The organism is Segatella copri (assembly GCF_002224675.1).
GTDB classification, from domain to species: domain Bacteria; phylum Bacteroidota; class Bacteroidia; order Bacteroidales; family Bacteroidaceae; genus Prevotella; species Prevotella copri_U.
The window spans coordinates 95,551-117,448 of record NZ_NMPZ01000009.1 but is presented as its reverse complement, the minus strand read 5'-3'; the positions used below and the strand labels follow the sequence as shown (position 1 = coordinate 117,448).

Here is a 21,898-nt window from a genome sequence, read left to right as displayed (position 1 = left end):
TATTATGGCAAATAAAGTAATATTAAAGGCATCTGATGGCACAACCGTTGAGTTTTATGATGAAATCAAAGCTCAAGGTGGTGTCAAGGATGTTTATTTTTCAATAGACAAGACATACGTTGTCGCTTTTTATCGAAAGACTCTTTCACCAAGTGATAAAAATCGTTTGGAAAATATTGTAGGCCCTTACCATAAACGAATATTTGAGACTGTAGAGGGTAAATATTGGAAAGACTATTTAATTATGCCAGATCGACTTGTTGAATGGAATGGAAAGATCGGTGTGGTCTTACCCTTTTATCCAAGTAAGTATTTCTTTAAAGGTGGGCCCTTTGATGGTAAGGAAAAAGAAGGTAAATGGTTTGCATCTGCAAAATTGAGAAATCGTTTTGTCCCAGCAGACCAAAAGGGTACTTGGCTTTCTGATTTACACATGTGTTTAAAACTAGCTCGTGCTGTCAGAAGGTTGCATGCTGCCGGTCTTGCTCATTCTGATTTATCGTATAAAAATGTGCTTGTAGATCCTATTTCTGGTAATTCTTGTATTATTGATGCTGACGAATTGGTTGTTCCTGGAAAATATGATGCAGGAGTTTTAGGTACACCTGATTTTATAGCACCTGAGGTTATGGAAACCAAAGGCTTGAAGATTGGCGATCCTAATAAAAAACTTCCGAGTATCGCAACAGACCGTCATGCTTTAGCTGTGCTCATATATATGTACTTGCTAAATCGTCATCCTCTGCGAGGTGGCAAAGTATGGGATATAGATCCTGCAAAAGATGAAGAGTTGTCGATGGGAGAAAAGGCTTTATTTATAGAGCATCCGACAGATAAGACAAATCGTGTAAAACCTCAAGATCTAGATAAGAGTCAGTTGCCACAAGGTGACCCTACAAAACTACCATATACAATTTGTGGTCCGTATTTGAAAAAGTTATTTGATAGAGCTTTTATAGATGGACTTCATAATCCTTCTGCTCGTCCAAGTGCTGCCGAATGGGAAGATGCTTTGGTTAAAACTTGTGATCTGGTTCAACCTTGTCAAAATCCGAAATGTGAGGCGCATTGGTATGTCTTTGACAATACTACCAAGCCAAGATGTCCTTTCTGTGGAACAGAATATAAAGGGCAATTGCCTATTCTCAATTTCTATTATGCACCTTCTCACGGAAAGTATATGTCTGAGAATTACAGATTGATGGTGTATGATAAGCAGACTTTGTATAAGTGGCATTCTAATCGTCTTGTTTCTGCAAATGAGAAAACGACAGATGAGGATAAAAAACCTGTAGGTGACTTCCATTTCTTTAATAATCAATGGATTCTCATTAATCGCCGTTTGCCAGATATGTATGATGCGACGGATAAAAAGCCTATTGGTATTGGGGAATATGTGCCTTTGACAGATGGTAGGCAGATATTGCTTGATAAGAGTCAGGGAGGTAGATTGATAGTAGTACAACTTGTAAATAATTAATATTATGTTTTTGGGTGGTATCTTTTGGGGGCTTATTGGTGGAGATGAAGATTGGACAACAAAAGTGTTTTTGGCACTCATAATTATTTGTGGAATCTTGTTGTTTGGTTTGATAAAATTGGGTTGGAATAAGTTAATGGATAAACTCTTTGGATAAGATGGTCATTTATGTAATCCGCAACAATCATCGCTTTGGACCATACGATGAGCAAACTTTGCTCTCGTATGTCAACAATGGGGAGGTGCTAAAGCAGGACAAGGCTATTGCCGATGGTGATAGTCTTGAACGGACGGTTGGCTTTTATTTGAAACAAGCTAACCTAAAGAGTCATGTCCCAAACAAAGGAAATGTATTAGCACAGTTGTCTGCGATAGGTTCGGAGTTAATATTCCCGAAAGCCAAGTTGTTTTCCAAGCAATTCCTTTCAGATCAGCGATTCTTAATCTTGGCTTTAGTGGGATTGTTGCCAATGATTATCATGACCATACCATTAGGAGGATTTTTCATTTTTTATGAGGTCTCATTGTACTTCTCAATAATTTGGGGCTTGTTCTTCTATGCTTGTTTCAAAACTCATCAGGTCAAGTTGAAGACAACTTTGAATGTATTCTTTTTGACTCAACTTTGTGTGTTTGTTGCATGGGATTTGTTAGGTTTACCTAAAGTCAATCCTTTCTATGCTTTTACAGGTGTGCATTTTCCTTTTAATATTCTTGGGTATGTCTTTGGAGTTGGACTTACGGAAGAATTCGGAAAGATGATACCGCTCCTTATTATATTAAGGAATGCAAAGGAACCGTTAATACCTCAAACGATGGTGTTTTATGGCTTGATGGCAGGAATCTCTTTTGGAGTTTTTGAAGGAGTTCAATATCAGATGACGGTAAATGCTGAGCAGACGTATGATGTTTCGTTCTTCCTGAACATTGCAAGATTGACAAGCTTGCCGTTCCTTCATGCTTGTTGGTGCGGTATTGCAGGTTATTTCTTGTCGTTTGCTCATCTCTATCCAAAGTATAGACGAGGATTATATGTTCTTGCAGTCAGTATTCCTGCTATAGTTCATGGGTTATATGACTCCTTTGCTGATTTAGGGGCTATTTCGCTTGTTATGGTGTTCTTGGGTTTGATGCTTTTGATGATGTATTTGAAGCAAAGCGTTGATTATCAGTCGAAATTAAGGCAATAAAGAATGACTTATAACCTTGCATGCAAATGTTAGTGTCAAAGAGTGTATAGTGAGTGTAACGTTAGGGGTTCTCGGTCTTGTTGAAAGAAAAGCAATACCTTTGCACCAGAAAATAAAAATAATAACAATTAAAAATTCAAGAGATTATGGGTATCTTTAATATCTTTAACAAGAAAAGTGACAACGAGAGCGCAGCTACAGTTTCACTTCCAGTAGTAGAACCTTCTGAAGCAAAGGAGGTGGTTGAGAGTGTTGCACCAGTAAAGGAAGAGGCTTCAAGAGAGAATAAGTCTTTGACTGTTTCTTATGCAACAGGTTGGCCTATAGATGTTATCTATGGTTATCTTCATAAGAATTATGAGGATAAAGGCTTTGCTGATGCTATGGTCAAAAGTGACATGGCTTTTCGTGATTTAAATATGAGTCTCATTCGTAATAAGATACTCATGGTGTTCAGAGAAATCAATCTCAACTATGATGTGATGAAGCAAGACCTACTGGTTCGTATCGATACCTGTAATGCTGCAGGTTTGTTGACCACCGTTGCTGAAATCGGGAAGACAATGTCGTTGATAAATGCTCACAAAGAAGAGTTGAGAAAGTTGGAGGCTGATTTCAGAAACAATGCCAATGAAGCATCTATTCCATTGCAGTCGTATGATTGTGGCTTCTTGAGAGGTATTGCAACTATAGCAATGAGTGGCTCTAATGCCAAGGCAAAAATGCCTCAGATGCCAAACTGTAATGTTGGCGTAGCAAACCAAGCCATTGCTTCTTAAAATGTCGAACTATTAAAATGAATGCCTTATGAGTTGGTGGATTAAGTTTGGTTGTAAACTGACAGGTTGGAATGCAAATGTTTTGGGACAGTGTTCCGAGGCAAGTAAAAGTCAGTTGAGTAAATATACTTCTGCGTTACTTATTTTGATGATAGTATGGAGCATCATTGGTTTCTGTTTCGCTCAAAGATATATCGGTCTTCCTATTTGGGGCTGTGCATTGGTGTCTTTGGTCTTTGTGACAATCATTGTAATGATAGAACGACAGATATTATTGGCAATACATCCAACAAAGATGTTAGCTACTTTCAGATTTGTGATAGCTATCGTGATGGCAGTGGTCGGTTCTACGATTTTTGACCAGACTATGTTTGGAAAAGACATAGACAAGCAAATGGCAGATACCATAGAGCAACAGACAGTTGACCTTACTCAAAAGAGAGTTGTAATTATCGAAAGCAAGTTAAATGCCATCCATACAGAGAAAGACTCTTTGGATAAGTTGAATACAGAAATGCAGGCGGATATAAATGCTCATCCTTGGATTCTTCAGAAGTCGGTGACGAATAGCCAAGAAAAGCTGGTCGTGAATGGAAAAATTAAAACGGTGAATAATCCTTCTGTGACAACCAATCAGGTTGCTAATCCAAAACAAGCTATTGTTATGGCTAACAATGAAAAAATCAAGCAATTGGATTTGCAAGAAAGAGAATTGACACAGAAAAAGTTGACTATGGAAGAATATACTCGAAAGGAATGTCAGGCTAATGTGGGATTCTTGGAGGAATTGGAAGCGATGGTCTCTATCATAACAACCCGAAAAGTTGCAGGTGCATTTTATGCAGTGTTCTTCGTATTGCTAATGAGCTTGGAACTCTTTGTCGTAGCAAGCAAAATGGGAGATAAAGAATGTGACTATGAAATGGCCATCGTAGGGGCAGAGAAAGTTAGAATGGCTCAATTTAATATGGCTTTCAACAGAGTGCAGACTAAAATAAATGTTTAATAAGTAAAAATAGAAATATGTATTTAAGAAAAATGACTTTGGGTTTGATATTGGTTTCTACTTTGTTTAGCTCTTGTGGCAATGTGACAAAACCAAATCCCAATAACCGTAATTATGAAGATGCTTATAGGTCTTCATCTACAGTAACATCTACAGTTGAGGAAAATCCTTACATCGATAATCATTTGCAAACGGGTGCTGTACCTTATGATAATGCAAGTTTGTATGGTAGTTCCTCTACAATAACAGTTTCTACTTCTGTAAATTCTGAATGTGACGTGGTCGTAATCATTAAGCATAATGGGAATATTGTTCGAAATGCTTATCTCTTAGCCGGAGATTCTTATGAGTTTTCTATTCCTAATGGGACTTATCAGGTGTTCTTTTATGGAGGAAGAGGTTGGAATCCAAATAAAAAAATGGCAGGAGGAAATACTGGTGGTTTTGTAGCTAATGAGTCTTTCTCTAAGGATTCGCAAGTTACTTTGGATTATCAAGGGCTTAACTATGAGTTGATACCTCAACAGAATGGTAACTTTAGTACAATGCAGAGTAGTGAAAATGAAGTTTTCTGATAAAAAATAGAAACAAAATGGGTGCAAATTACAATATAACTCCATCTCTTGTCAAGTTGGTGGTAAAAGTCATTGGTGGCATAGTTGCTTTTTTTGTAGTAATGGCTTTTGTTCGTCCATGGTATAATGTTTGGTCACAAGAAATGGAAGGAAAGGCTGAGTTTGCCAAGGCAGAGCAAAATCGTAAGATTAAAATAGAAGAAGCTCGTGCTAATCTTGAAGCAGAAAAGCTGAATGCTCAGGCAGAGGTTGAAAGAGCTAAAGGTGCGGCTGAAGCAATTAAAATAGAAAATGGAAGCATAACCCCAACCTATATTCAGTATCTTTGGGTTCGTCAGCAGTCTGATTTGAGTGACAAGACGGTCATTTATATTCCGACAGAAAGTAACCTCCCTCTTTTGGAATCTACAAGAATGAATAGTTTAGGACAAGGTAATGCCGTGGGTAAATAAAAAATAGTCTTTTATTTCGGAATAAAAATATTTTGATATGATAGAATTTTTATCAATACTCATTACAATAGTCCTGTTCTGTTATTTCTTAAATTACAAAAATAAGAAAGATAGAGCAGAGAAAGAAATGGACAGCATTGCTAATGCACCAAATATGTCAGTGAGTGCAGAAGTGTTACCTTTAAACAAAAATGATATGGAAGAGAACCAAAATATAAGTACACGAGACTTGTGTGTAGAAATCTTGCGTAAGTTGAACTGCAAAGTGCAGTTTGACGAAGAGAATGAATATACAATGTACTTCACTTATCAAGGAGAAAATTTCCGTATAGATACTTGGAAGGAATGTTTGATGATAGGAATATGGGATGTTGGGTGGGGTACTGTCGATTTGGATGACCTTGATGATATATGCCATATCCGCAAAGCAATCAATACGATAAATATCAATTCTTTCTTGACAATGGTCTATTCAATAGACCTGGAAGGGCAGCATTTTGCTGTTCATACCAAGCGCCAGTGCTTGTTGGTTCCGCAGATTCCAAATATTGAGAATTATCTTGCGGCGATGCTAGCAGGATTCTTTGATGTTCAGCGTAGCTTTAGAGAAGAGTTGGACAAGTTAAGAAGAGAAGACGAAGTGACAACTAATAAAGAGTAAATGATATGAGACAATTTATCTTATCAATTTTAGTGTTGTGTTCATCAGCCATGTTGGCTGATAACATCAAACGACCTGATAGCTATAATTATAGTCGGGGGGTAGAAGCTATCAATAACAATAATGCAGAGGAAGCTCTCGATTACCTGAACAAGGAAATCAATGAACATCCTGACAATGGCTATGCCTTTGCATGGATAGCTTTGGTGAGAAATTATAACGAAGAGTTTGGACGAGCTTTGACGGCTGCCAACGTTGCAGTGAAGAAAATTCCATCCAAGGATAAGGAGTATAAGGCTTTTGCTTATGGTACTAGAGCTCAAGTATATTTAAACTTGGAAGATACCATACAAGCTTTAAAAGATTATAGCCAGGCGATAAATGTTATGCCAGATGATGACCGTCTTTATAATCAAAGGGCACAAGTGTATTATGAGCAAGAAAAATATGATTTGGCAGATAAGGATTATCAAAAGATGATTTCTTTGAAAGCTGGTGACGTGATGGGCTATATGGGTATCGGCAGAAATGCAAATGCCCAGAAACGATATGGGGATGCCATCAAGCAATTTGATTACGTTGTAAAGTTGGACCAGAACTACTCTTCAGCGTATTCTTTCCGTGCAGAGAGCTATATCGGATTGAAGAAATATAACGAGGCAATTGATGATGTGATAACGGCATTGGGTATAGATAAAGATAGAAAAGCCTTTTATGAATTGCAAGAGTTAGCTGATTCTGCATTTGAACAAACAGTGGCAAAACTAAAGGCTCAAAAAATAAAAGAGCCAAATGAGCAAAGTTGGGCCTATGATTTGGGTGTAGTGTATGAAAGAGCTGCTAAGTATAACAAGGCTATTGCATACTACAAGGAATCTTTGGAGAAAGAATCTAATATCATAACAGCAAGTCACATATCAAGTTGTTATGATGAATTGGGTGATTATGACAAGGCTTTGGAATATTGCGACCAAGCGATTGCTTTGGATTCAGTAAAATCAGATTATTTGTATCAAAAGGCAAATATTCTTGATAATGCAGGGCGTTCAAAGGAAGCCATAAGGGTAATGGGGGAATATATCGCAAATAATCCTGATATGGCAGAAGGCTATTATAGAAGAGGTTGGTTTGAAGACCATTCTGGTAATGTTGAAGAAGCTATTGAAGACTATACCATGGCAATTACCTTGCAGCCAAATGTGGCTTATGCGTATTTGAATAGGGGTGTTCTATATCGTTTGAAAGGTGAAAATGCTAAGGCTGAGTCTGATTTCAAGCAAGTTGTTCGTTTGGATTCTATACCAGAAGAAGCTGAATGCTCTTTTTATGCTTATTATTACTTGGGACAGAAAGATAAAGCTATAGAGATTTTGAATACAATACTTGATAAAGATAAAAAGGGTAATTGTTATGATGCTGCATGTCTTTACTCTGTAATGGGAGAGAAAGAAAAAGCTCTTTCGTATCTTCGCCAGTCTTTGGAGGATGGTTATAGATGTTTTGCTCACATTAAGCGCGATCGAGATTTGAATAATATACGCAATACTGAAGAATTTAAGGTCTTAATGAAAGAGTATGAAGAGAAGCATCTGCTGGAGATAGTCGCTGATGCAGATGGGGATGATTCAGCATACGAATTGAAAGTAGAAGAGATTCCATTTACCAAAGAGGGTGGTGTTTGCAAGGTGAAGTGTGCTATCAACGGCTTGCCTTTGCATTTCATCTTTGATACTGGTGCTACTGATGTTTCTATTTCTTCTGTTGAGGCCACGTTTATGGCAAAGAACGACTTCTTGTCTTCTTCAGACATTATCGGGAAACAGAACTATCAGACTGCTGATGGAAACATAACTGAAGGTACGGTTATCAATTTGAAAGATGTAAAACTCGGTTCTTTACATCTGAATAACATCAAGGCATCTGTTGTTCGCAATCAGGCTGCTCCTTTGCTTCTAGGACAAAGTGTTCTGAGTAAATTGGGAAAGATAGAAATAGACAATACGAAGAATGTGTTGCGTATTACACATAAGCAAAAAATCAATTAAATACAATTATATTATGGAACAAAAACATCATTACACAGGCTTGACCGATGCCGAAGTGCTCGAAAGCCGTAGTAAACATGGTGCCAATATCTTGACACCACCAGAGAAAGAACCTTTATGGAAACAATTCCTAGAGAAGTTTGGCGACCCTCTGATTATCATTTTGCTGATAGCCGGAGTGTTGTCTATCGGCATTTCTTGCTATGAGTTCTGGGGATTGCATGAAGGTGCAGAGACATTCTTTGAGCCAGTTGGTATTTTTGTGGCTATCTTGCTTGCCACTGGTATCGCCTTTATCTTTGAGTTAAAGGCTGATAAGCAGTTCTCGGTTCTCAACCAAGTCAATGATGACGAAATGGTAGAGGTAATCCGAAATGGAAACACAACTTCTATCAAGAAGAAAGATGTCGTTGTTGGTGATATTGTCGTGTTAAATACAGGTGAGGAGATTCCTGCTGATGGTGAACTTTTAGAGGCGATTACCTTGAATGTTGATGAGTCATCTTTGACAGGTGAGCCTATTTGTCATAAGACGATTCATGAACAGGAGTTTGATAAGGATGCAACATTTCCTTCTAACCATGTGATGCGCGGAACAAAGGTGATGGAAGGTCATGGTATCTTCAAAGTTTTGGCAGTTGGCGACAAAACGGAAAATGGTAAAGTCTTTGAGGCTGCCCAGATAGATGATAGTGTTCGTACTCCATTAAATGAGCAGTTGGATGGTTTAGCAGACTTGATAACCAAGTTGAGTTATATTTTCGCTGCGCTTATTATCGTTCTCAAACTGATGGTGTTCTTCGGTTGGAGTCCTATTGTTTTGACATTGGCGGTTCCTACAGGCATCTTCTTCTGGATGGTTATAAAAAAGTTTGATGACTGGAGTTGGAAAGCTGTTGTTCCATCAATCATTGGCTATTTCGTGATATTGATGGGTATGGTAGTCTATTTCCATGATACTTTGATGCCAGGTGAACAAATTGCTAAGTTGATTACATACACGTTGGATACCTTGATGATTGCTGTGACTCTTGTCGTTGTGGCTGTACCAGAAGGTTTGCCAATGGCTGTTACTCTGAGCTTGGCTTATAGTATGACTCGAATGATGAAGACCAACAACTTAGTTCGTAAAATGCATGCTTGTGAGACGATGGGTGCTACGACTGTTATCTGTACCGATAAGACTGGTACTTTGACTCAGAATCAGATGCAAGTGTATGATACCAATTTCTATGGTCTATCAGCTCTGAGTTTGGGTAATGATAAGGATAGTCTGTTGATTGAGGAAGGTATCGCTGTCAATTCAACTGCTTCTTTGGATTATTCAGATGTTGAGGCTGTAAAAGTATTGGGTAATCCTACGGAGGGCGCTTTGCTTCTTTGGCTCAAGAAGGCTGGCGTTGATTATCTGAATCTACGTGAGTCTGCTGAGGTTTTGGAGGAGTTGCCTTTTTCTACAGAGCGTAAGTATATGGCAACAATTGTTAAGTCTTCCTTGTTTGAAGGCAAGACAATTCTCTATGTCAAGGGTGCTCCTGAAATTGTAAGTGGTTTGTGCAAGAATATCGAGAACAATGTTTCTAAAACCGATATTGAGAATCAGTTGGTTGAGTATCAGAACCAAGCTATGCGTACCCTAGGCTTCGCTTATCAAATAATTGATAGTAAGACTGACGTATTCAAGGATGGTAAGGTTGTGGCTGATAATTTGACCTTTATGGGTGTTGTGGCTATCAGCGACCCTGTTCGTCAGGATGTTCCTGCAGCCGTTGCAGAATGTATGAATGCCGGTATCAATGTGAAGATTGTTACTGGTGATACTCCTGGTACAGCTAAGGAAATCGGTCGCCAAATTGGTCTGTGGACAGCAAAGGATGGTGATAAGAATATTATTACTGGTCCAGAGTTTGCTGCTCTTTCTGATGAAGAGTTGGATAAGAGAGTCTTGGATTTGAAGATAATCTCTCGTGCTCGTCCTATGGATAAGAAACGATTGGTTGAGGCTTTGCAAAGAAAGAACCAAGTCGTTGCTGTTACTGGTGACGGAACCAACGATGCCCCTGCTTTGAAGGCTGCTCATGTTGGTTTGTCTATGGGTGATGGTACTTCTGTAGCAAAGGAGGCATCTGATATTACCATTATCGATAACTCATTTAGTAGTATTGGTAAGGCGGTGATGTGGGGACGTTCACTCTATCAGAATATCCAACGTTTCTTGCTCTTCCAGTTGACTGTGAATGTGGCTGCTTGCTTTATCGTTCTTTTTGGCGCATTTATGGGCGAGGAAAGTCCGCTTACCGTAACTCAGATGCTTTGGGTAAACTTGATTATGGATACTTTTGCTGCAATGGCATTGGCATCTTTGCCTCCATCAGAGAGCGTGATGAAAGATAAGCCAAGAGATAGAAATGCCTTTATCCTGAATAAGGCGATGTATCAGAACATCTTGGGCGTAGGTGGATTCTTCTTTGTGTTGCTGCTTGTATTACTTTATGTCTTTGAGCATTCGAATATTACGCAGTTAACAGATTTACTCAACGTTCAGTTAGGTGCATCTGATGGTCTTACTCCTTACGAGTTGACCTTATTCTTCACCATCTTCGTGATGACTCACTTCTTCTATCTCTTCTGTGCAAGAGCATTTGAGACAGGTAAGAGTGCGCTTCATTTCAAGGGATGCAAGGGCTTGTTGATTATTGCAGCTATCATTTTGGCTGGTCAGATTGCTATGGTAGAGATTCCTGGTTTGCAGAATTTCTTCAATGTAACTGGTCTGAAGTTTGAGGATTGGGTAATCATCATCGTTGGTTCTTCACTTGTACTTTGGATTCGTGAAATTTGGAGTTTGCTAAAGAAAATCTAAAATAAAATAGAAGGAGTTGCGTTATTCTTTAAGATAGAAGGCGCAACTCTTTTTTATCAATTTCTAAAATTTATAAAGATATGTCTAAGTTTAAAATACCAGGAGTGTCATTCTCCTTAAATCGGGCTTTAGGTATCACGCAAGCAAAACAAAAGTTTGCTCGTGAGACAGGTATTCCAACCTCAAAGGCAGGATTGGAAAGAAAAATCGGTAAGATGGTTCTGAAGGCATTATTTGGAAAATAATCATGGTGTTACTAAAGAATTTCTCGGATTTATGGAGTGCACTTTTTCGTAAAATGGGAAAGCACAAGACTAAAAGGGAAGAGTTGCCCTTTCCTACAACTGGTATCATTGGAGCAATCGCTGGCGATTGCTTCGGGGCTGCGTATGAATTTCATCCAGTGAAGCATGGGGACTTCGATATATACAAAGAGCCTCGTTTTACGGATGATACGGTTATGACCTTGGCTGTTGCAAAATGGCTGACGATTGATCCTGAACATACTCATGAGAAGCTCGTGGAGTGTATGAAAGAATTGGGACGGAAGTATATGTTTGTTGGCTATGGGAAGAAGTTCTTGCGGTGGATTATTAGTAGAAAAACGGAACCGTATAACAGCTATGGCAACGGTTCTGCCATGCGAGTAAGTCCATGTGGCTTTTATGCCAAGACATTGGATGAGGCTTTACAGCTTGCTAAGATTTCTGCAGAGGTGACTCATAACCATCCTGAAGGGATAAAGGGGGCGCAGGCTATAGCTGCTTGTATCTTCCTGGCTCGTCAAGGAAAAGACAAGAAGCAAATATGCGATTACGTTGAGGCTCATTTTGAAGGGTACAATCTTCACCGTACTCTTGCAGAAATACGTCCCGATTATGGATTTAGGGTTAGTTGTCAGTCGAGTGTTCCTGAATCTATCATCTCATATCTAGAAGCTGATAGTTATACTTCGGCTATCCGTAATGCCATCTCTCTTGGCGGTGATGCAGATACTATGGCGTGTATGGCTGGAGGAATAGCTGTTGCTACAAGAGGGATGGAAATGCCAAAAGAACTGGCTTATTGTGTATATAATAATGTGCTTGATGATAATCTTCGTCAGATTCTTAATGAGTTTAATTTGTATCTGAAGGAGCATGAAAGGGAATAAGTGTTGTCGTTAAAAAAGTGGAGCTGTGTAATCGGTACAGCACTATTGCTAGATATGGATGACTTTACGATTTGTTGGTTGTATGAATAGAAAAAATATGGAAAATGAAACTATAAAAGAAAGATTCCTCGGTACCATCTTCGGGCAAGCTGTAGGAGATGCCTTGGGTCTGAGCACGGAGTTTATGTCCAAACAAGAGGTAGATCGTCTTTATCCTAATGGGATAGAGGACTATTCACAAATCGTGCAGGATGATCATCGTCGTCGTTGGCAAAGAGGCGATTGGACTGATGATACCGACATGATGCTATGCATCTTAGATTCCTTTGTGGCTTGTCAAAAGGTTGATATTCTTGATATTGCCAGAAGGTTTAAGGAATGGATGATGAACGGAGGCATGGGAATTGGCCGGCATACTTATAATGTAATGGCTCTTGGCGACTATACTTCGAATCCACAGAAGGCCGCAGAGATTATCTGGAAAATGGGAAAGAAAAAAGCTGCAGCTAATGGGGCTGTTATGAGAACTTCGGTGGTAGGGCTTCTGAAGGAAAATATGACTAGTAATGCTGAGAATATCTGTAAGCTAACTCATTTTGATCCACGCTGTGTGGGCTCTTGCGTTATCGTTTCTTCTATCATACATGCTCTTGTCTTTGAAGACAGGATATTGGATTATGAAGAGGTGATTGGCATTGCCAAACAAAATGATGAACGAATCGTTCCATTTGTTGACTTGGCATATCATGAAGGTCTGGATTCTTTGTGCCTGGATGATGAAAAGAGTATGGGATATACGCTCAGAACTTTAGGGGCTGCCCTATGGGCTTATTGGCATGCAACCTCGTACAAAGAGGGTATCCTGAAGATAGTTTTATCAGGAGGAGATGCGGATACCAATGCAGCAGTAGCAGGAGCTATCCTGGGTGCTAAATTTGGAATAGACCAAATTCCTGAAGAATGGAAAAGTGGTCTTCTCCATGCTTCTATGCTCCATAACAAGGTGCAGAATCTCTACTCAATGGTCTGATAAGATGGCGCTGTATCGGTTTCTGTACAGCACCATTGACATCTTAAAAGTCATTGTTGTCATGATATGATTTTAATGATAATCTCTTTTTATAATCATAGTCATTCCCGAAAAGTGTCATTAATGACAAAAAACGGGAATGTTTAATAGATTTAAACTTTTGGCTTGCTCTATAGAAATCCATGTGTATGCTTCTGTATCAAAAAACGCAGAATCCTGCTGACAGTGATGCCAGCAGGATTCTATGCTTTCCCTATTAATTTCTTAAATATTTCGTCTGCAAATAGAACTCTATTGAACTCTACAGAACTCTAGTAATTTTTTATTCAGCATTTATCTGCTGCTCTGTCTCTGTAGCCTCCTGCTGCTGAGTTGCTTCCTTCTGAGTATTCTCCTGTGGAGTTTCCTGAACAGTAGCTGGCTGCTCAGTCTGGGTGTTCTCTTCTGTTGCTACAGGTGTATCAGTAGTCAGGTGTTTATCTATAGCTTTATTCCCTATAGATGGTTTAAGCAATTTTCGTCCATCAGAAAATCAAGTAAACCAATGGTAAGAATGCCATTTTCGTCTCTCCATGGTTTAATGTCATCCTTCACAACTATGACTTTCTTAAAAGTATCATTGATTTTAAGGAGAGAAGCTGTTTCCTGTTTTCTTTTCTCTTCATCAGGTAAAGCTAGTGCTGACTGTATATAGTATCGTAAGCTGCCTTCATTTACCACAAAGTCAACCTCTAACTGTTTGCGTTGCCATTTACCATCTTTGTCAATAAAGCGTTGTTCTATCATACCCACATCAACTTTGCAGCCACGACGTCGCAACTCATTATACAGAATATTCTCCATGATGTGAGTTTCCTCCTGTTGGCGCAATCCGAGTAGCGCATTTCTTATCCCCAGATCAGAAAAATAGTACTTAGCTAAACTGCCAATGTATTTTTTCCCCTTTATGTCATAACGAATAGCCTTTTCTATGATAAAAGCATCTTGCATATAGCCCAAATAGCGATCTATCGTTACAGAAGTGATGTTTACCTTCTTTACGCTTTTAAAGGTGTTGGACAATTTTGATGGATTCGTAGGCGCACCAATCCCTGAGGCAATAATGCGTACTAGTTCCTCAAATTCAGCTCTGTTCTTAATCTTGTTTCGTTCTATAACATCGATTAAGTAAACACTTTCAAACAAATTGGTCAGATAATCGAGTTTCTTCTTCTCTGTTTCTAATGATAATACTTGAGGAAGCCCACCATAGGTATAATAATCTTTCCAAGCATCCCTAGGTGTCTGACCGGTTCCTTCGCAATACTCTGACAGTGATAAGGGATAGAGATGAATTTCATCGCCGCGTCCTCTGAATTCTGTGATGATGTCGCTGGATAAGAATTTAGAATTACTTCCGGTCACATACACATCGGCATTGTCTATTCTCAGAAGACTATTCAAGACTTCTTCAAAACGAGGTACTAGCTGCACTTCATCCAAAAGGATGTAATATAAATCGCTATCTATCATACTTGCCTTGATGTTTCTGTAGAGGCGAAGAGGGTCACGTAATTCGGTATTCTCAATATCATCTAATGCAATTCGGATAATATGATCGTCGGCTACACCTGTCGCTATCAAGTGCTGCCGAAAGAGTGTGAAGAGTAAGTATGACTTTCCACATCGTCTAATTCCTGTGATAATCTTTATCAACCCATTCTGTTTTCCATCTATGAGTTGCTGTAAATAGAAGTTTCTTTTTATTTGCATATTATTTCTCTTTACGAAGATTTTTTGGCAATGTTGCCATTTTTTCTTCGCAAAGATACGCTTTTTTTCTTAAATATAAGAATTCTGCGAAGATTTTTTGGCAATATTGCCACTTTTTCTTCGTAAGATAAGTGATTCGTGGTGTTTGAAGGTATTCTTTTATGGATATTTTCGATAATTTTAAAAGCGTAGAGTCCTACTGGCAATGATGCCAGCAGGACTCTGCGTCTGTTTTATTTAAACAAATCCTCCATTTTAACTTCCTTTTGAACTATTCCACTATGCTTGCCATACGCCACCCCATAGGTTGTAATCATCGTGAGATGAATGGACTGCTTGGGAGAAAGCGTTGCTTTTAGGGATTCTATGCGATGGCGCAAGCGCTGTTCCTCTTCCTTGCTGATGGTATAAGGAGCGCTGGCAAATTTCATCTCGCATAAGTTTACTACATTGTCGTTTCTGCTGATCAGCAGGTCAATTTGGGTGCCTTCTTTCTCCTCTGTTCCTTTCACGTTCCATGCAGAGATCGAGGTTTTTACACCAGCAACTCCAAGAGCCTGCTTGATTTGCTGGAAATGTTGCCAGCAAACTTCTTCGAAGGCCACTCCATGCCATGCTTTTAATACATCAGAAGTCATGTTGTCGCTTACAAAACCGTTTTCCTTTCCATGGGGTTCTACGTATTTCTGCCAAAAGAGACAGAAGTTGTCTATCAGTTTATAGTATGTTGTACTTTTGGGCATCCCGTATGGCGAATAGCTTGTGATGAAATCACTTTCAGCCAAAGCTGCAAGGGTGTTAGACAAACCTCCTCCCAGAGGGAGACCTGTGGCTTGGCTGATTTCTTCACGAGTGAAACCGGAATGGCGGGTTGCCAATAAACGTACTACCTTTTTGCTATCTTCCGGATTGTTGAAGATTGCAGCAAAAAGCCTGTTAAACTCATCTTTCAGTCTAGGTCTATTGCCAAAAAGAATCTTATCTACATTTTGCTCGAAGCTTAACCCTTTTTGGAAGTACCCCATATAGTAAGGTATTCCTCCAAAGACCATATAGCTTTGCAGGATATCGTATTGACTCATTTGGATGTTAGCATGCTCGAAATACTCTTCGCATTCTTTCAGAGTGAAGGGTGAGAGCTTGATTTCTGCAGTCAAGCGTCCGTAGAGTCCTCCTTTGCTTCTTGATAGATTACTGAGAATCCAGGAAGTAGCACTACCGCAAACCACAAGCATGATATTGTCCCTGCCACTACACCAGCTATTCCAGAAGTTCTCGAAGGCTGGAAGAAATCCGGAACGGGGGGTATCCATCCACGGAAGTTCGTCGATAAAGATGACTTGTCGTTTGCCATTGTCTTGGTCTTGTAGCAACTGTTCGAGCAAGAAGAACGCTTCCATCCAGGACTTGGGCATCTTATAACCTTCCAATCCTTGGTTGAGAAGGGCATAATAGAAACTTTCCAGTTGTGTTTTCAGTCTGTTTCTGTCGTTATCTTGGTCAACAGGCGACACACCTGTATGCTGAAAGGTGATGCGATCTTTCAGTGCTTGTTTGATAAGGAATGTCTTTCTCTTCTTTTCTTCCTACAATCATATTTTCTTCCTTTCCTATTATTTTCTTGTATTTGATATTTTGTGCAAAAATACAAAAAAATAGCGATTGCGGCAAAATATAGTATATTATATTCTGCCGAAATTATGCTTTTTTATACTTTATCGGCAAGATATAGACTATTATTTATAGCAGCTCTCTTGCTATCCAGGCACAGGCTTCGGCATCTGCTAGGGCATTGTGGTGCTGGGTGAGGTTGTAACCGCAATAGGCGGCTACGGTCTGGAGCTGATGGTTGGGGAGGAGAGTGCCCAGCTTTCTTCGGGAGGCACGGCAGGTGCAGTGGAATTCGTAGCCGGGATATTCCATCTGATACGTCTGGAATACGGCCTTCAGGCAGCCTTCGTCGAAGGGGGCGTTGTGGGCAACCAGGGGCAGGCCTTCTATCTTGGGCGCTATCTCTGCCCAGACTTTCGGGAAGACATCTGCATTCATCGTGTCTTCCAGGGTCAGGCCGTGAACTCGGGTGTTCCAATAAGAGTAATATTCCGGCTCGGGCTTGATGAGGCTGTAGTAACTGTCTGCTATCTCGCCATCCCTCACTATCACGATGCCCACCGAGCAGACGCTTGTACGCTGCTGGTTGGCCGTTTCGAAATCTATCGCTGCAAAATCTTTCATCGAATTAAGTATTTATGTTTTTATTTTAGGTACAAAGATACTATTTTTTAGGCTCAATCATCTTAAAAGTATAAGATTTAAGAAAGTTTTAGGATGAATTGTCTTAAAAGTCCTCAGATTCCGGAAGTTTTAGGCTCAACCATCCTAAACCTTTTCTCCTATCCCCATATCTAGGTATTTTCCCGAAACCATCATTTTTAGGTATTGCAGATAAAGGGAAAAGGCTGTATCTTTGCACCCGAAAATAAATGTAACTAAAAGAGATTAAGGACAAATGAAAACAACTATCGTAATTTATGGCTCTTCTACTGGCTCATGCCAGTCGATTGCCGAAACCATCGCCTCTAAGTTGGGCGTGGAAGCTGTAGATGTAGCTAACATCGATGATGCTACTATCGCAAGTCATGAGAATCTCATTCTCGGTACTTCTACCTGGGGTGCCGGCGAGATGCAGGATGACTGGTATGATGGCGTGAAGACGCTGAAGAGTGCCGGCTTGACTGGCAAGACTGTTGCCCTGTTTGGTTGTGGCGACAGCGAGTCTTACCCTGATACATTCTGCGGCGGCATGAAGGAACTCTATGATGCCGCTGTTGAGGCTGGTGCTACCGTTTTGCCTGGTGTTTCTACAGATGGATACACCTATGATGACAGTGAGGCTGTTGAGGACGACAAGTTCCTGGGACTCGCACTCGACGAGGTGAACGAGGAAGATAAGACTGAGGAGCGTATCGATGCCTGGATTGAGGCTATCAAACCAGCGCTTTAGTATTAAAAAATAATTTTTCAGGAGTCATAGAAATCTCTGACTATAGAATCTTGAGTCATTTTGGGTTCATAGATTTTTAAATCATAGAATTCTCTGATTCCTGATAAGAAACTAGATTAATTCGGATAGTATGCAGCAGGAAATCGCAACACCAGTAGATTTGAAGGTTCTGATGAATCATATATATGAATATAAGAAGGGCGTGCGCCGTCTGGTGCTCTACACCTTCAACAGGAAATATGAGTCTTTTGCCATAACAAGATTAGAGCGTCAGAACATTGATTACATCATCCAGCCGGTTGGCAACGACCGTCTGAATCTCTTCTTTGGTAAGAAGGAATGTCTGGATGCTATCCGCATGATTGTTACCAAACCCTTATGCCAGCTTACGCCGGAAGAGGATTTCATCCTGGGTGCCATGCTGGGATATGACATTTGTGCTCAATGCGAACGCTATTGTGAGCGAAAGAAGAAAGTTTGCTAGATTTCTTTCATCTTCGAATATTTTAATGTTAACAAAGAAAGAGCGTGATTGCCTTATTTGGCGATCACGCTCTTTTGATGTTGAATCAATCGATTGATTTAATCGAAATCTCGGAATAATTCCTGTTTTTGATACCTTTTTCGACGGAATAATTCCTCTTCCTTACTTCTTCATCATTTCCTCTACGGCTCTGATGAGCTGGGTATCATGTCCGGTGATGTAATCCTCAGGAGAGTTATACACCTCGACGTCTGGATAGAGGGTGGTGTTCTCGCCGAAGGTGCCACGCATATCACGGCAACCTACCTGTGGAATACCGAATACCAGACTGCGGTCCATCAATGTCTCCCACCATACGGCAGTCATTGTTCCTGCCACTGGTGCACCAATCAGCTTACCGATGCCCAACTCCTTATATACCCATGGGAAACCATGACCGTTGCTGTAGTCGTCCTCGCAGATCAGAACGCAGGATGGCTTGGTCCACTTGTTGAATGGATCCTTGCCCACTACCTTGCCGTGAGGTACAAACTCCTGATACTGCTTGCCGCTGAGCAAGGTGCAGAGGTCATCGTGCAACCAGCCGCCACCATTGTGACGCTCATCCACGATTACGGCATCCTTGTTGCGGTTCTTGTCGCTCAAGAGTTCGCTATATACGGTGCGGAAGCTCTCGCTGTTCATCGCTTTGACATGAACGTATGCGATTCTACCCTTTGAAACGCTATCCACGATGGCACGGTTTCTGTCCACCCAGCGCTTGTAGAGAAGTTCCTGCTGATCACCCTGCGAAATCGCCTTGATGATCAGGTCGAAAGTCTTGCCCTTGGTGTTCTTGATGGTGAGACGTACATTCTTGCCAGCCTTTCCATCGAGCAATGCGTTGTAATCCTTACCCGCCTTGATAGCCTCTCCATCGATCTTCTCGATGATGCAGCCGGCGGTAACCTCGTTCTTCTTCACGGCGAAAGGACCACGCTTGATGACTTCCTGAATCTTCAAGCCGTCACCCTCGTAGTTAGGATCGAAGAAAGCACCGAGAGCTGCGGTAGAAAGAGAAGCGCCGCCAGCATAATAACGGCAACCGGTATGGCTGGCATTCAGCTCCCCCAGCATCTCGCTCAACATCTCAGCGAAGTCGAAGTTATTATTGATATAAGGTAAGAACTTCTCATACACCTTGCGGTAGTACTCCCAATCCACACCCTGCATCTTTGGATCATAGAATTTGTCAGCTACCTGGCGCCATACATGGTCGAAGAGATACTGGCGCTCCTCGGCAGGCTTGTAGTTGAATGGAGCCTCAAAGTCGATGTTGGTAGTAGCCTTGCTGCCCAGGTCAATCTTCTTGATGCTGCTGCCATTGCAGAGGAAGAGGTTCTTGATATCCTTGTCGGCAACGAAGCCGCCGCCACCGATACCCTTCATCATCAGGGTAGTGCTGCCTTCCTTCAGGTCGTGACACCAGAGGTCGTAGCCACCTTCAAAGGCAGCCTGGTAATAAACCTTCTCTCCCTTGCTGTCGATGATGGCATCACCCATATTGGATGAGTTGACGGTAAGACGGACCACACGGTCACGGCAGTTCTCGAAGTCGAGTTCGAGAGGTTTCACCTTATCCACCTCAATCTTTCCGGTCTTCTCCTCTTTCTTCTTCTTGTTTTCCTTCTTCTTCTCCTCCTTCTCGTCAGCCTTCTTCTCCTTCTCGTCCTTGTTGGCCTCGGCTAATTCGAGTTCCTCCTTAGACATGCGGAAGCGGTCGTAGGCTTCGAGGTCGAGGAACATGAGATAGGCATCATATTCTGCACCCCATGAACCGTGACTGCGATAACCGGCACGGTCGCTCTCGAAGAGAATAGCCTTTCCTCCGAGCACCCACTTACCGTTGCTGTCGCTGTAACCGCTGTCGGTAATATTGTGAACTTCCTTTCCGTCAGCCTTTACTACGGCGATATCTGTATTGTTCCATCCGCCATTACCGATGTAGCTGCACATGAGCCACTTGCTGTCTGGGCTCCATTCAAACCAGATGTCGCCATCAGAGTAAGAATAGTTGTACTTGCCATCGAGTACGGTGCGTACTTCCTTCGACTTCAGGTTGATGATGCGGAGGGTAGCACGATCCTCATAGAAAGCCACCTCCTTGCCATCAGGACTGTAGGCAGGATACTGAGAAGTAATATTGGTCTTGGTAAGCTGCTCCTCTTCTATCTCAGAGCAGTAAGTAAAGTTCTTCTCCTTCTCGTTCTTGATCTTAGCCTGGAAAATCTGCCATACGCCATTGCGCTCAGAAGCATAGACCAGACTTCTGCCATCAGGAGCAAAGCTCAAGTTGCGTTCCTGCTGGGGAGTATCGGTGATTCGCTTGGTAGTCTTGTATTCTGTAGAGGTAACATATACATCACCGTGCATCACGAAAGCCACCTCCTTGGCATCTGGTGAAAGGGCAATCTCGGTAGCACCCCAAGACTGCACCTTGCGGATGAGGCTTGGTTCATCGTTGTCTGTAGTGATGGAGATGCTGACCTTCTGAGGCTGTGCACCTTCCTTTACGGTATAGATTTCGCCATCGAAACCATAGCAGAGCAAACCATCGTTAGAAGAAGTGAGGAAACGGATAGGATTCTTCTTCTGCTGGGTAATCTGGGTATCCTTTCCGCTTGCGATGTTGCGGCGGTAGATATTGAAGGACCCATCCTGCTCGCTGAGATAGTAGAAGCTCTGGTTGTCGGCAGCCCATACCGGGTTGCGGTCCTCGCCCTTGAAGGTAGTAAGCTTCTGGTACTTTCCGTTGTCGAGCATCCAGATATCTCGGGTGATAGGAGAAGTATGGTGCTTGCGCCATGCATCCTCATAACCCTTTTTGTCGTGATAGAGCACCTGACCGTTCTTGTTGATGCTGATGTTCTCCATCGGAAGAACGGAATACAACTTAGGACGACCGCCCTCAGTGCTTACCTCGTAAACCTGTGAGAATTCATTGGCAGCAAAGAGATTGCTCTGGGCTGTAGGCATGATGTTGGCAGAGAAGAGCACATGGTCGTTGTCCTTGAAGGCGATTGGAGTCTCCTTGCCGCTGTGAGTGGTGAGTCGGGTTGGCGCACCGCCCTTGGCAGAGATGACGTAAACATCCAGGCTGCCTTCTCGGTTGGAAGTAAAGGCAATCTTCTTGCCGTCAGGGCTCCAGATAGGTTGGGAGTCGTAAGCAGCATGGGTAGTCAACTGGCGTGCCTCGCCACCATTGGCTGGAACGCAATAGAGATCGCCCTTATAGGCAAAGGCGATGGTAGAGCCATCCGGTGAGATGGCAGGGTAGCGCATCCACAGCGGACCCTGCTGGGCCTGGGATGCCAGAGATGCTGCCAGAAGAGCAGCACTAAGAATCAGTTTCTTCATTATTATAAAGTTTCTGTTTGATTTTATG

Annotated in this window: 19 protein-coding genes; 14 read left to right on the top strand and 5 right to left on the bottom strand. The window is 41.5% G+C overall.

The annotated features are described in order from the left end of the window. Positions 1–4: 4 nt before the first annotated feature. The 12 genes from CFT61_RS07400 to CFT61_RS07350 all read left to right on the top strand — a co-directional run bounded on the left by CFT61_RS07400 (position 5) and on the right by CFT61_RS07350 (position 13,234). Positions 5–1,480: a helix-hairpin-helix domain-containing protein gene (locus CFT61_RS07400; protein ID WP_089543813.1), complete on the top strand. Its 1,476-nt coding sequence runs from the start codon at positions 5–7 to the stop codon at positions 1,478–1,480. Between the two features lie 158 nt (positions 1,481–1,638). Further along, the gene (locus tag CFT61_RS07395) at positions 1,639–2,670 is read left to right on the top strand and encodes a PrsW family glutamic-type intramembrane protease (protein ID WP_089543812.1); all 1,032 of its coding nucleotides are present in this window, start codon (positions 1,639–1,641) and stop codon (positions 2,668–2,670) included. A 146-nt stretch (positions 2,671–2,816) separates the two neighbouring features. Continuing rightward, positions 2,817–3,449 carry a hypothetical protein gene (locus tag CFT61_RS07390; protein WP_089543811.1) on the top strand — a complete coding sequence of 211 codons (633 nt, stop codon included), beginning with the start codon at positions 2,817–2,819 and terminating at the stop codon, positions 3,447–3,449. A gap of 28 nt (positions 3,450–3,477) precedes the next feature. Next, positions 3,478–4,455 (top strand): DUF4407 domain-containing protein, encoded by a 978-nt coding sequence (locus CFT61_RS07385; protein WP_089543810.1) that lies wholly within the window; start codon positions 3,478–3,480, stop codon positions 4,453–4,455. 17 nt (positions 4,456–4,472) lie between these two features. Continuing rightward, a complete protein-coding gene (locus CFT61_RS16560; protein ID WP_142990587.1) occupies positions 4,473–5,030 on the top strand; it encodes a hypothetical protein in 558 nt (185 codons plus the stop codon). A 17-nt stretch (positions 5,031–5,047) separates the two neighbouring features. After that, positions 5,048–5,482: a hypothetical protein gene (locus CFT61_RS07375; protein WP_176425538.1), complete on the top strand. Its 435-nt coding sequence runs from the start codon at positions 5,048–5,050 to the stop codon at positions 5,480–5,482. Between the two features lie 37 nt (positions 5,483–5,519). Continuing rightward, positions 5,520–6,143: a hypothetical protein gene (locus CFT61_RS07370; protein WP_089543808.1), complete on the top strand. Its 624-nt coding sequence runs from the start codon at positions 5,520–5,522 to the stop codon at positions 6,141–6,143. A 5-nt stretch (positions 6,144–6,148) separates the two neighbouring features. After that, positions 6,149–8,188, top strand: a complete 2,040-nt coding sequence (locus CFT61_RS07365) for a tetratricopeptide repeat protein (protein WP_089543807.1) — start codon at positions 6,149–6,151, stop codon at positions 8,186–8,188. A gap of 13 nt (positions 8,189–8,201) precedes the next feature. Next, positions 8,202–11,051 carry a cation-translocating P-type ATPase gene (locus CFT61_RS07360; protein ID WP_089543806.1) on the top strand — a complete coding sequence of 950 codons (2,850 nt, stop codon included), beginning with the start codon at positions 8,202–8,204 and terminating at the stop codon, positions 11,049–11,051. Between the two features lie 80 nt (positions 11,052–11,131). Beyond that, positions 11,132–11,296 (top strand): hypothetical protein, encoded by a 165-nt coding sequence (locus CFT61_RS16935; RefSeq protein ID WP_167639501.1) that lies wholly within the window; start codon positions 11,132–11,134, stop codon positions 11,294–11,296. A 2-nt stretch (positions 11,297–11,298) separates the two neighbouring features. Beyond that, the gene (locus CFT61_RS07355) at positions 11,299–12,204 is read left to right on the top strand and encodes an ADP-ribosylglycohydrolase family protein (protein ID WP_254918905.1); all 906 of its coding nucleotides are present in this window, start codon (positions 11,299–11,301) and stop codon (positions 12,202–12,204) included. 97 nt (positions 12,205–12,301) lie between these two features. Continuing rightward, a complete protein-coding gene (locus CFT61_RS07350) occupies positions 12,302–13,234 on the top strand; it encodes an ADP-ribosylglycohydrolase family protein (protein ID WP_089543852.1) in 933 nt (310 codons plus the stop codon). 322 nt (positions 13,235–13,556) lie between these two features. Here the strand turns inward: CFT61_RS07350 and CFT61_RS07345 are convergent, their stop codons facing one another. The 4 genes from CFT61_RS07345 to CFT61_RS07330 form a co-directional block, all read right to left on the bottom strand. Next, a complete protein-coding gene (locus CFT61_RS07345; RefSeq protein WP_089543805.1) occupies positions 13,557–13,748 on the bottom strand; it encodes a hypothetical protein in 192 nt (63 codons plus the stop codon). Then, complete coding sequence (locus CFT61_RS07340) at positions 13,730–14,986, bottom strand: ATP-binding protein (protein WP_089543804.1); 1,257 nt, start codon at positions 14,984–14,986, stop codon at positions 13,730–13,732. The genes CFT61_RS07345 and CFT61_RS07340 overlap by 19 nt, the downstream gene beginning before the upstream one ends. 233 nt (positions 14,987–15,219) lie before the next feature. Continuing rightward, positions 15,220–16,500, bottom strand: a complete 1,281-nt coding sequence (locus CFT61_RS07335; RefSeq protein ID WP_089543803.1) for an AAA family ATPase — start codon at positions 16,498–16,500, stop codon at positions 15,220–15,222. 226 nt (positions 16,501–16,726) lie between these two features. Beyond that, entirely contained in the window at positions 16,727–17,221 is a 495-nt protein-coding gene (locus tag CFT61_RS07330) for a 3'-5' exonuclease (protein ID WP_089543802.1), read from the bottom strand. Between the two features lie 274 nt (positions 17,222–17,495). On the opposite strand from CFT61_RS07330, the gene fldA reads away from it, so the two are divergent. Continuing rightward, a complete protein-coding gene (fldA, locus tag CFT61_RS07325) occupies positions 17,496–17,990 on the top strand; it encodes a flavodoxin FldA (protein WP_089543801.1) in 495 nt (164 codons plus the stop codon). A 130-nt stretch (positions 17,991–18,120) separates the two neighbouring features. Continuing rightward, a complete protein-coding gene (locus tag CFT61_RS07320; RefSeq protein ID WP_089543800.1) occupies positions 18,121–18,474 on the top strand; it encodes a DUF2023 family protein in 354 nt (117 codons plus the stop codon). 162 nt (positions 18,475–18,636) lie between these two features. Here CFT61_RS07320 and CFT61_RS07315 read toward each other — a convergent pair whose 3' ends face one another. Continuing rightward, on the bottom strand, positions 18,637–21,870 hold the full coding sequence (locus CFT61_RS07315; protein WP_089543799.1) for a S41 family peptidase: 3,234 nt from the start codon (positions 21,868–21,870) through the stop codon (positions 18,637–18,639). Between the last annotated feature and the right edge of the window lie 28 nt (positions 21,871–21,898).

Coding starts and splice junctions, on each gene's coding strand:
- CFT61_RS07370 (WP_089543808.1), top strand. CDS start 5,520: ATGATAGAATTTTTATCAATACTCATTACAATAGTCCTGTTCTGTTAT.
- CFT61_RS07320 (WP_089543800.1), top strand. CDS start 18,121: ATGCAGCAGGAAATCGCAACACCAGTAGATTTGAAGGTTCTGATGAAT.
- CFT61_RS07330 (WP_089543802.1), bottom strand. CDS start 17,221: ATGAAAGATTTTGCAGCGATAGATTTCGAAACGGCCAACCAGCAGCGT.
- CFT61_RS07315 (WP_089543799.1), bottom strand. CDS start 21,870: ATGAAGAAACTGATTCTTAGTGCTGCTCTTCTGGCAGCATCTCTGGCA.
- CFT61_RS07355 (WP_254918905.1), top strand. CDS start 11,299: ATGGTGTTACTAAAGAATTTCTCGGATTTATGGAGTGCACTTTTTCGT.
- CFT61_RS16935 (WP_167639501.1), top strand. CDS start 11,132: ATGTCTAAGTTTAAAATACCAGGAGTGTCATTCTCCTTAAATCGGGCT.
- CFT61_RS16560 (WP_142990587.1), top strand. CDS start 4,473: ATGTATTTAAGAAAAATGACTTTGGGTTTGATATTGGTTTCTACTTTG.
- CFT61_RS07400 (WP_089543813.1), top strand. CDS start 5: ATGGCAAATAAAGTAATATTAAAGGCATCTGATGGCACAACCGTTGAG.
- CFT61_RS07350 (WP_089543852.1), top strand. CDS start 12,302: ATGGAAAATGAAACTATAAAAGAAAGATTCCTCGGTACCATCTTCGGG.
- fldA (WP_089543801.1), top strand. CDS start 17,496: ATGAAAACAACTATCGTAATTTATGGCTCTTCTACTGGCTCATGCCAG.
- CFT61_RS07385 (WP_089543810.1), top strand. CDS start 3,478: ATGAGTTGGTGGATTAAGTTTGGTTGTAAACTGACAGGTTGGAATGCA.
- CFT61_RS07390 (WP_089543811.1), top strand. CDS start 2,817: ATGGGTATCTTTAATATCTTTAACAAGAAAAGTGACAACGAGAGCGCA.
- CFT61_RS07375 (WP_176425538.1), top strand. CDS start 5,048: ATGGGTGCAAATTACAATATAACTCCATCTCTTGTCAAGTTGGTGGTA.
- CFT61_RS07360 (WP_089543806.1), top strand. CDS start 8,202: ATGGAACAAAAACATCATTACACAGGCTTGACCGATGCCGAAGTGCTC.
- CFT61_RS07340 (WP_089543804.1), bottom strand. CDS start 14,986: ATGCAAATAAAAAGAAACTTCTATTTACAGCAACTCATAGATGGAAAA.
- CFT61_RS07365 (WP_089543807.1), top strand. CDS start 6,149: ATGAGACAATTTATCTTATCAATTTTAGTGTTGTGTTCATCAGCCATG.
- CFT61_RS07395 (WP_089543812.1), top strand. CDS start 1,639: ATGGTCATTTATGTAATCCGCAACAATCATCGCTTTGGACCATACGAT.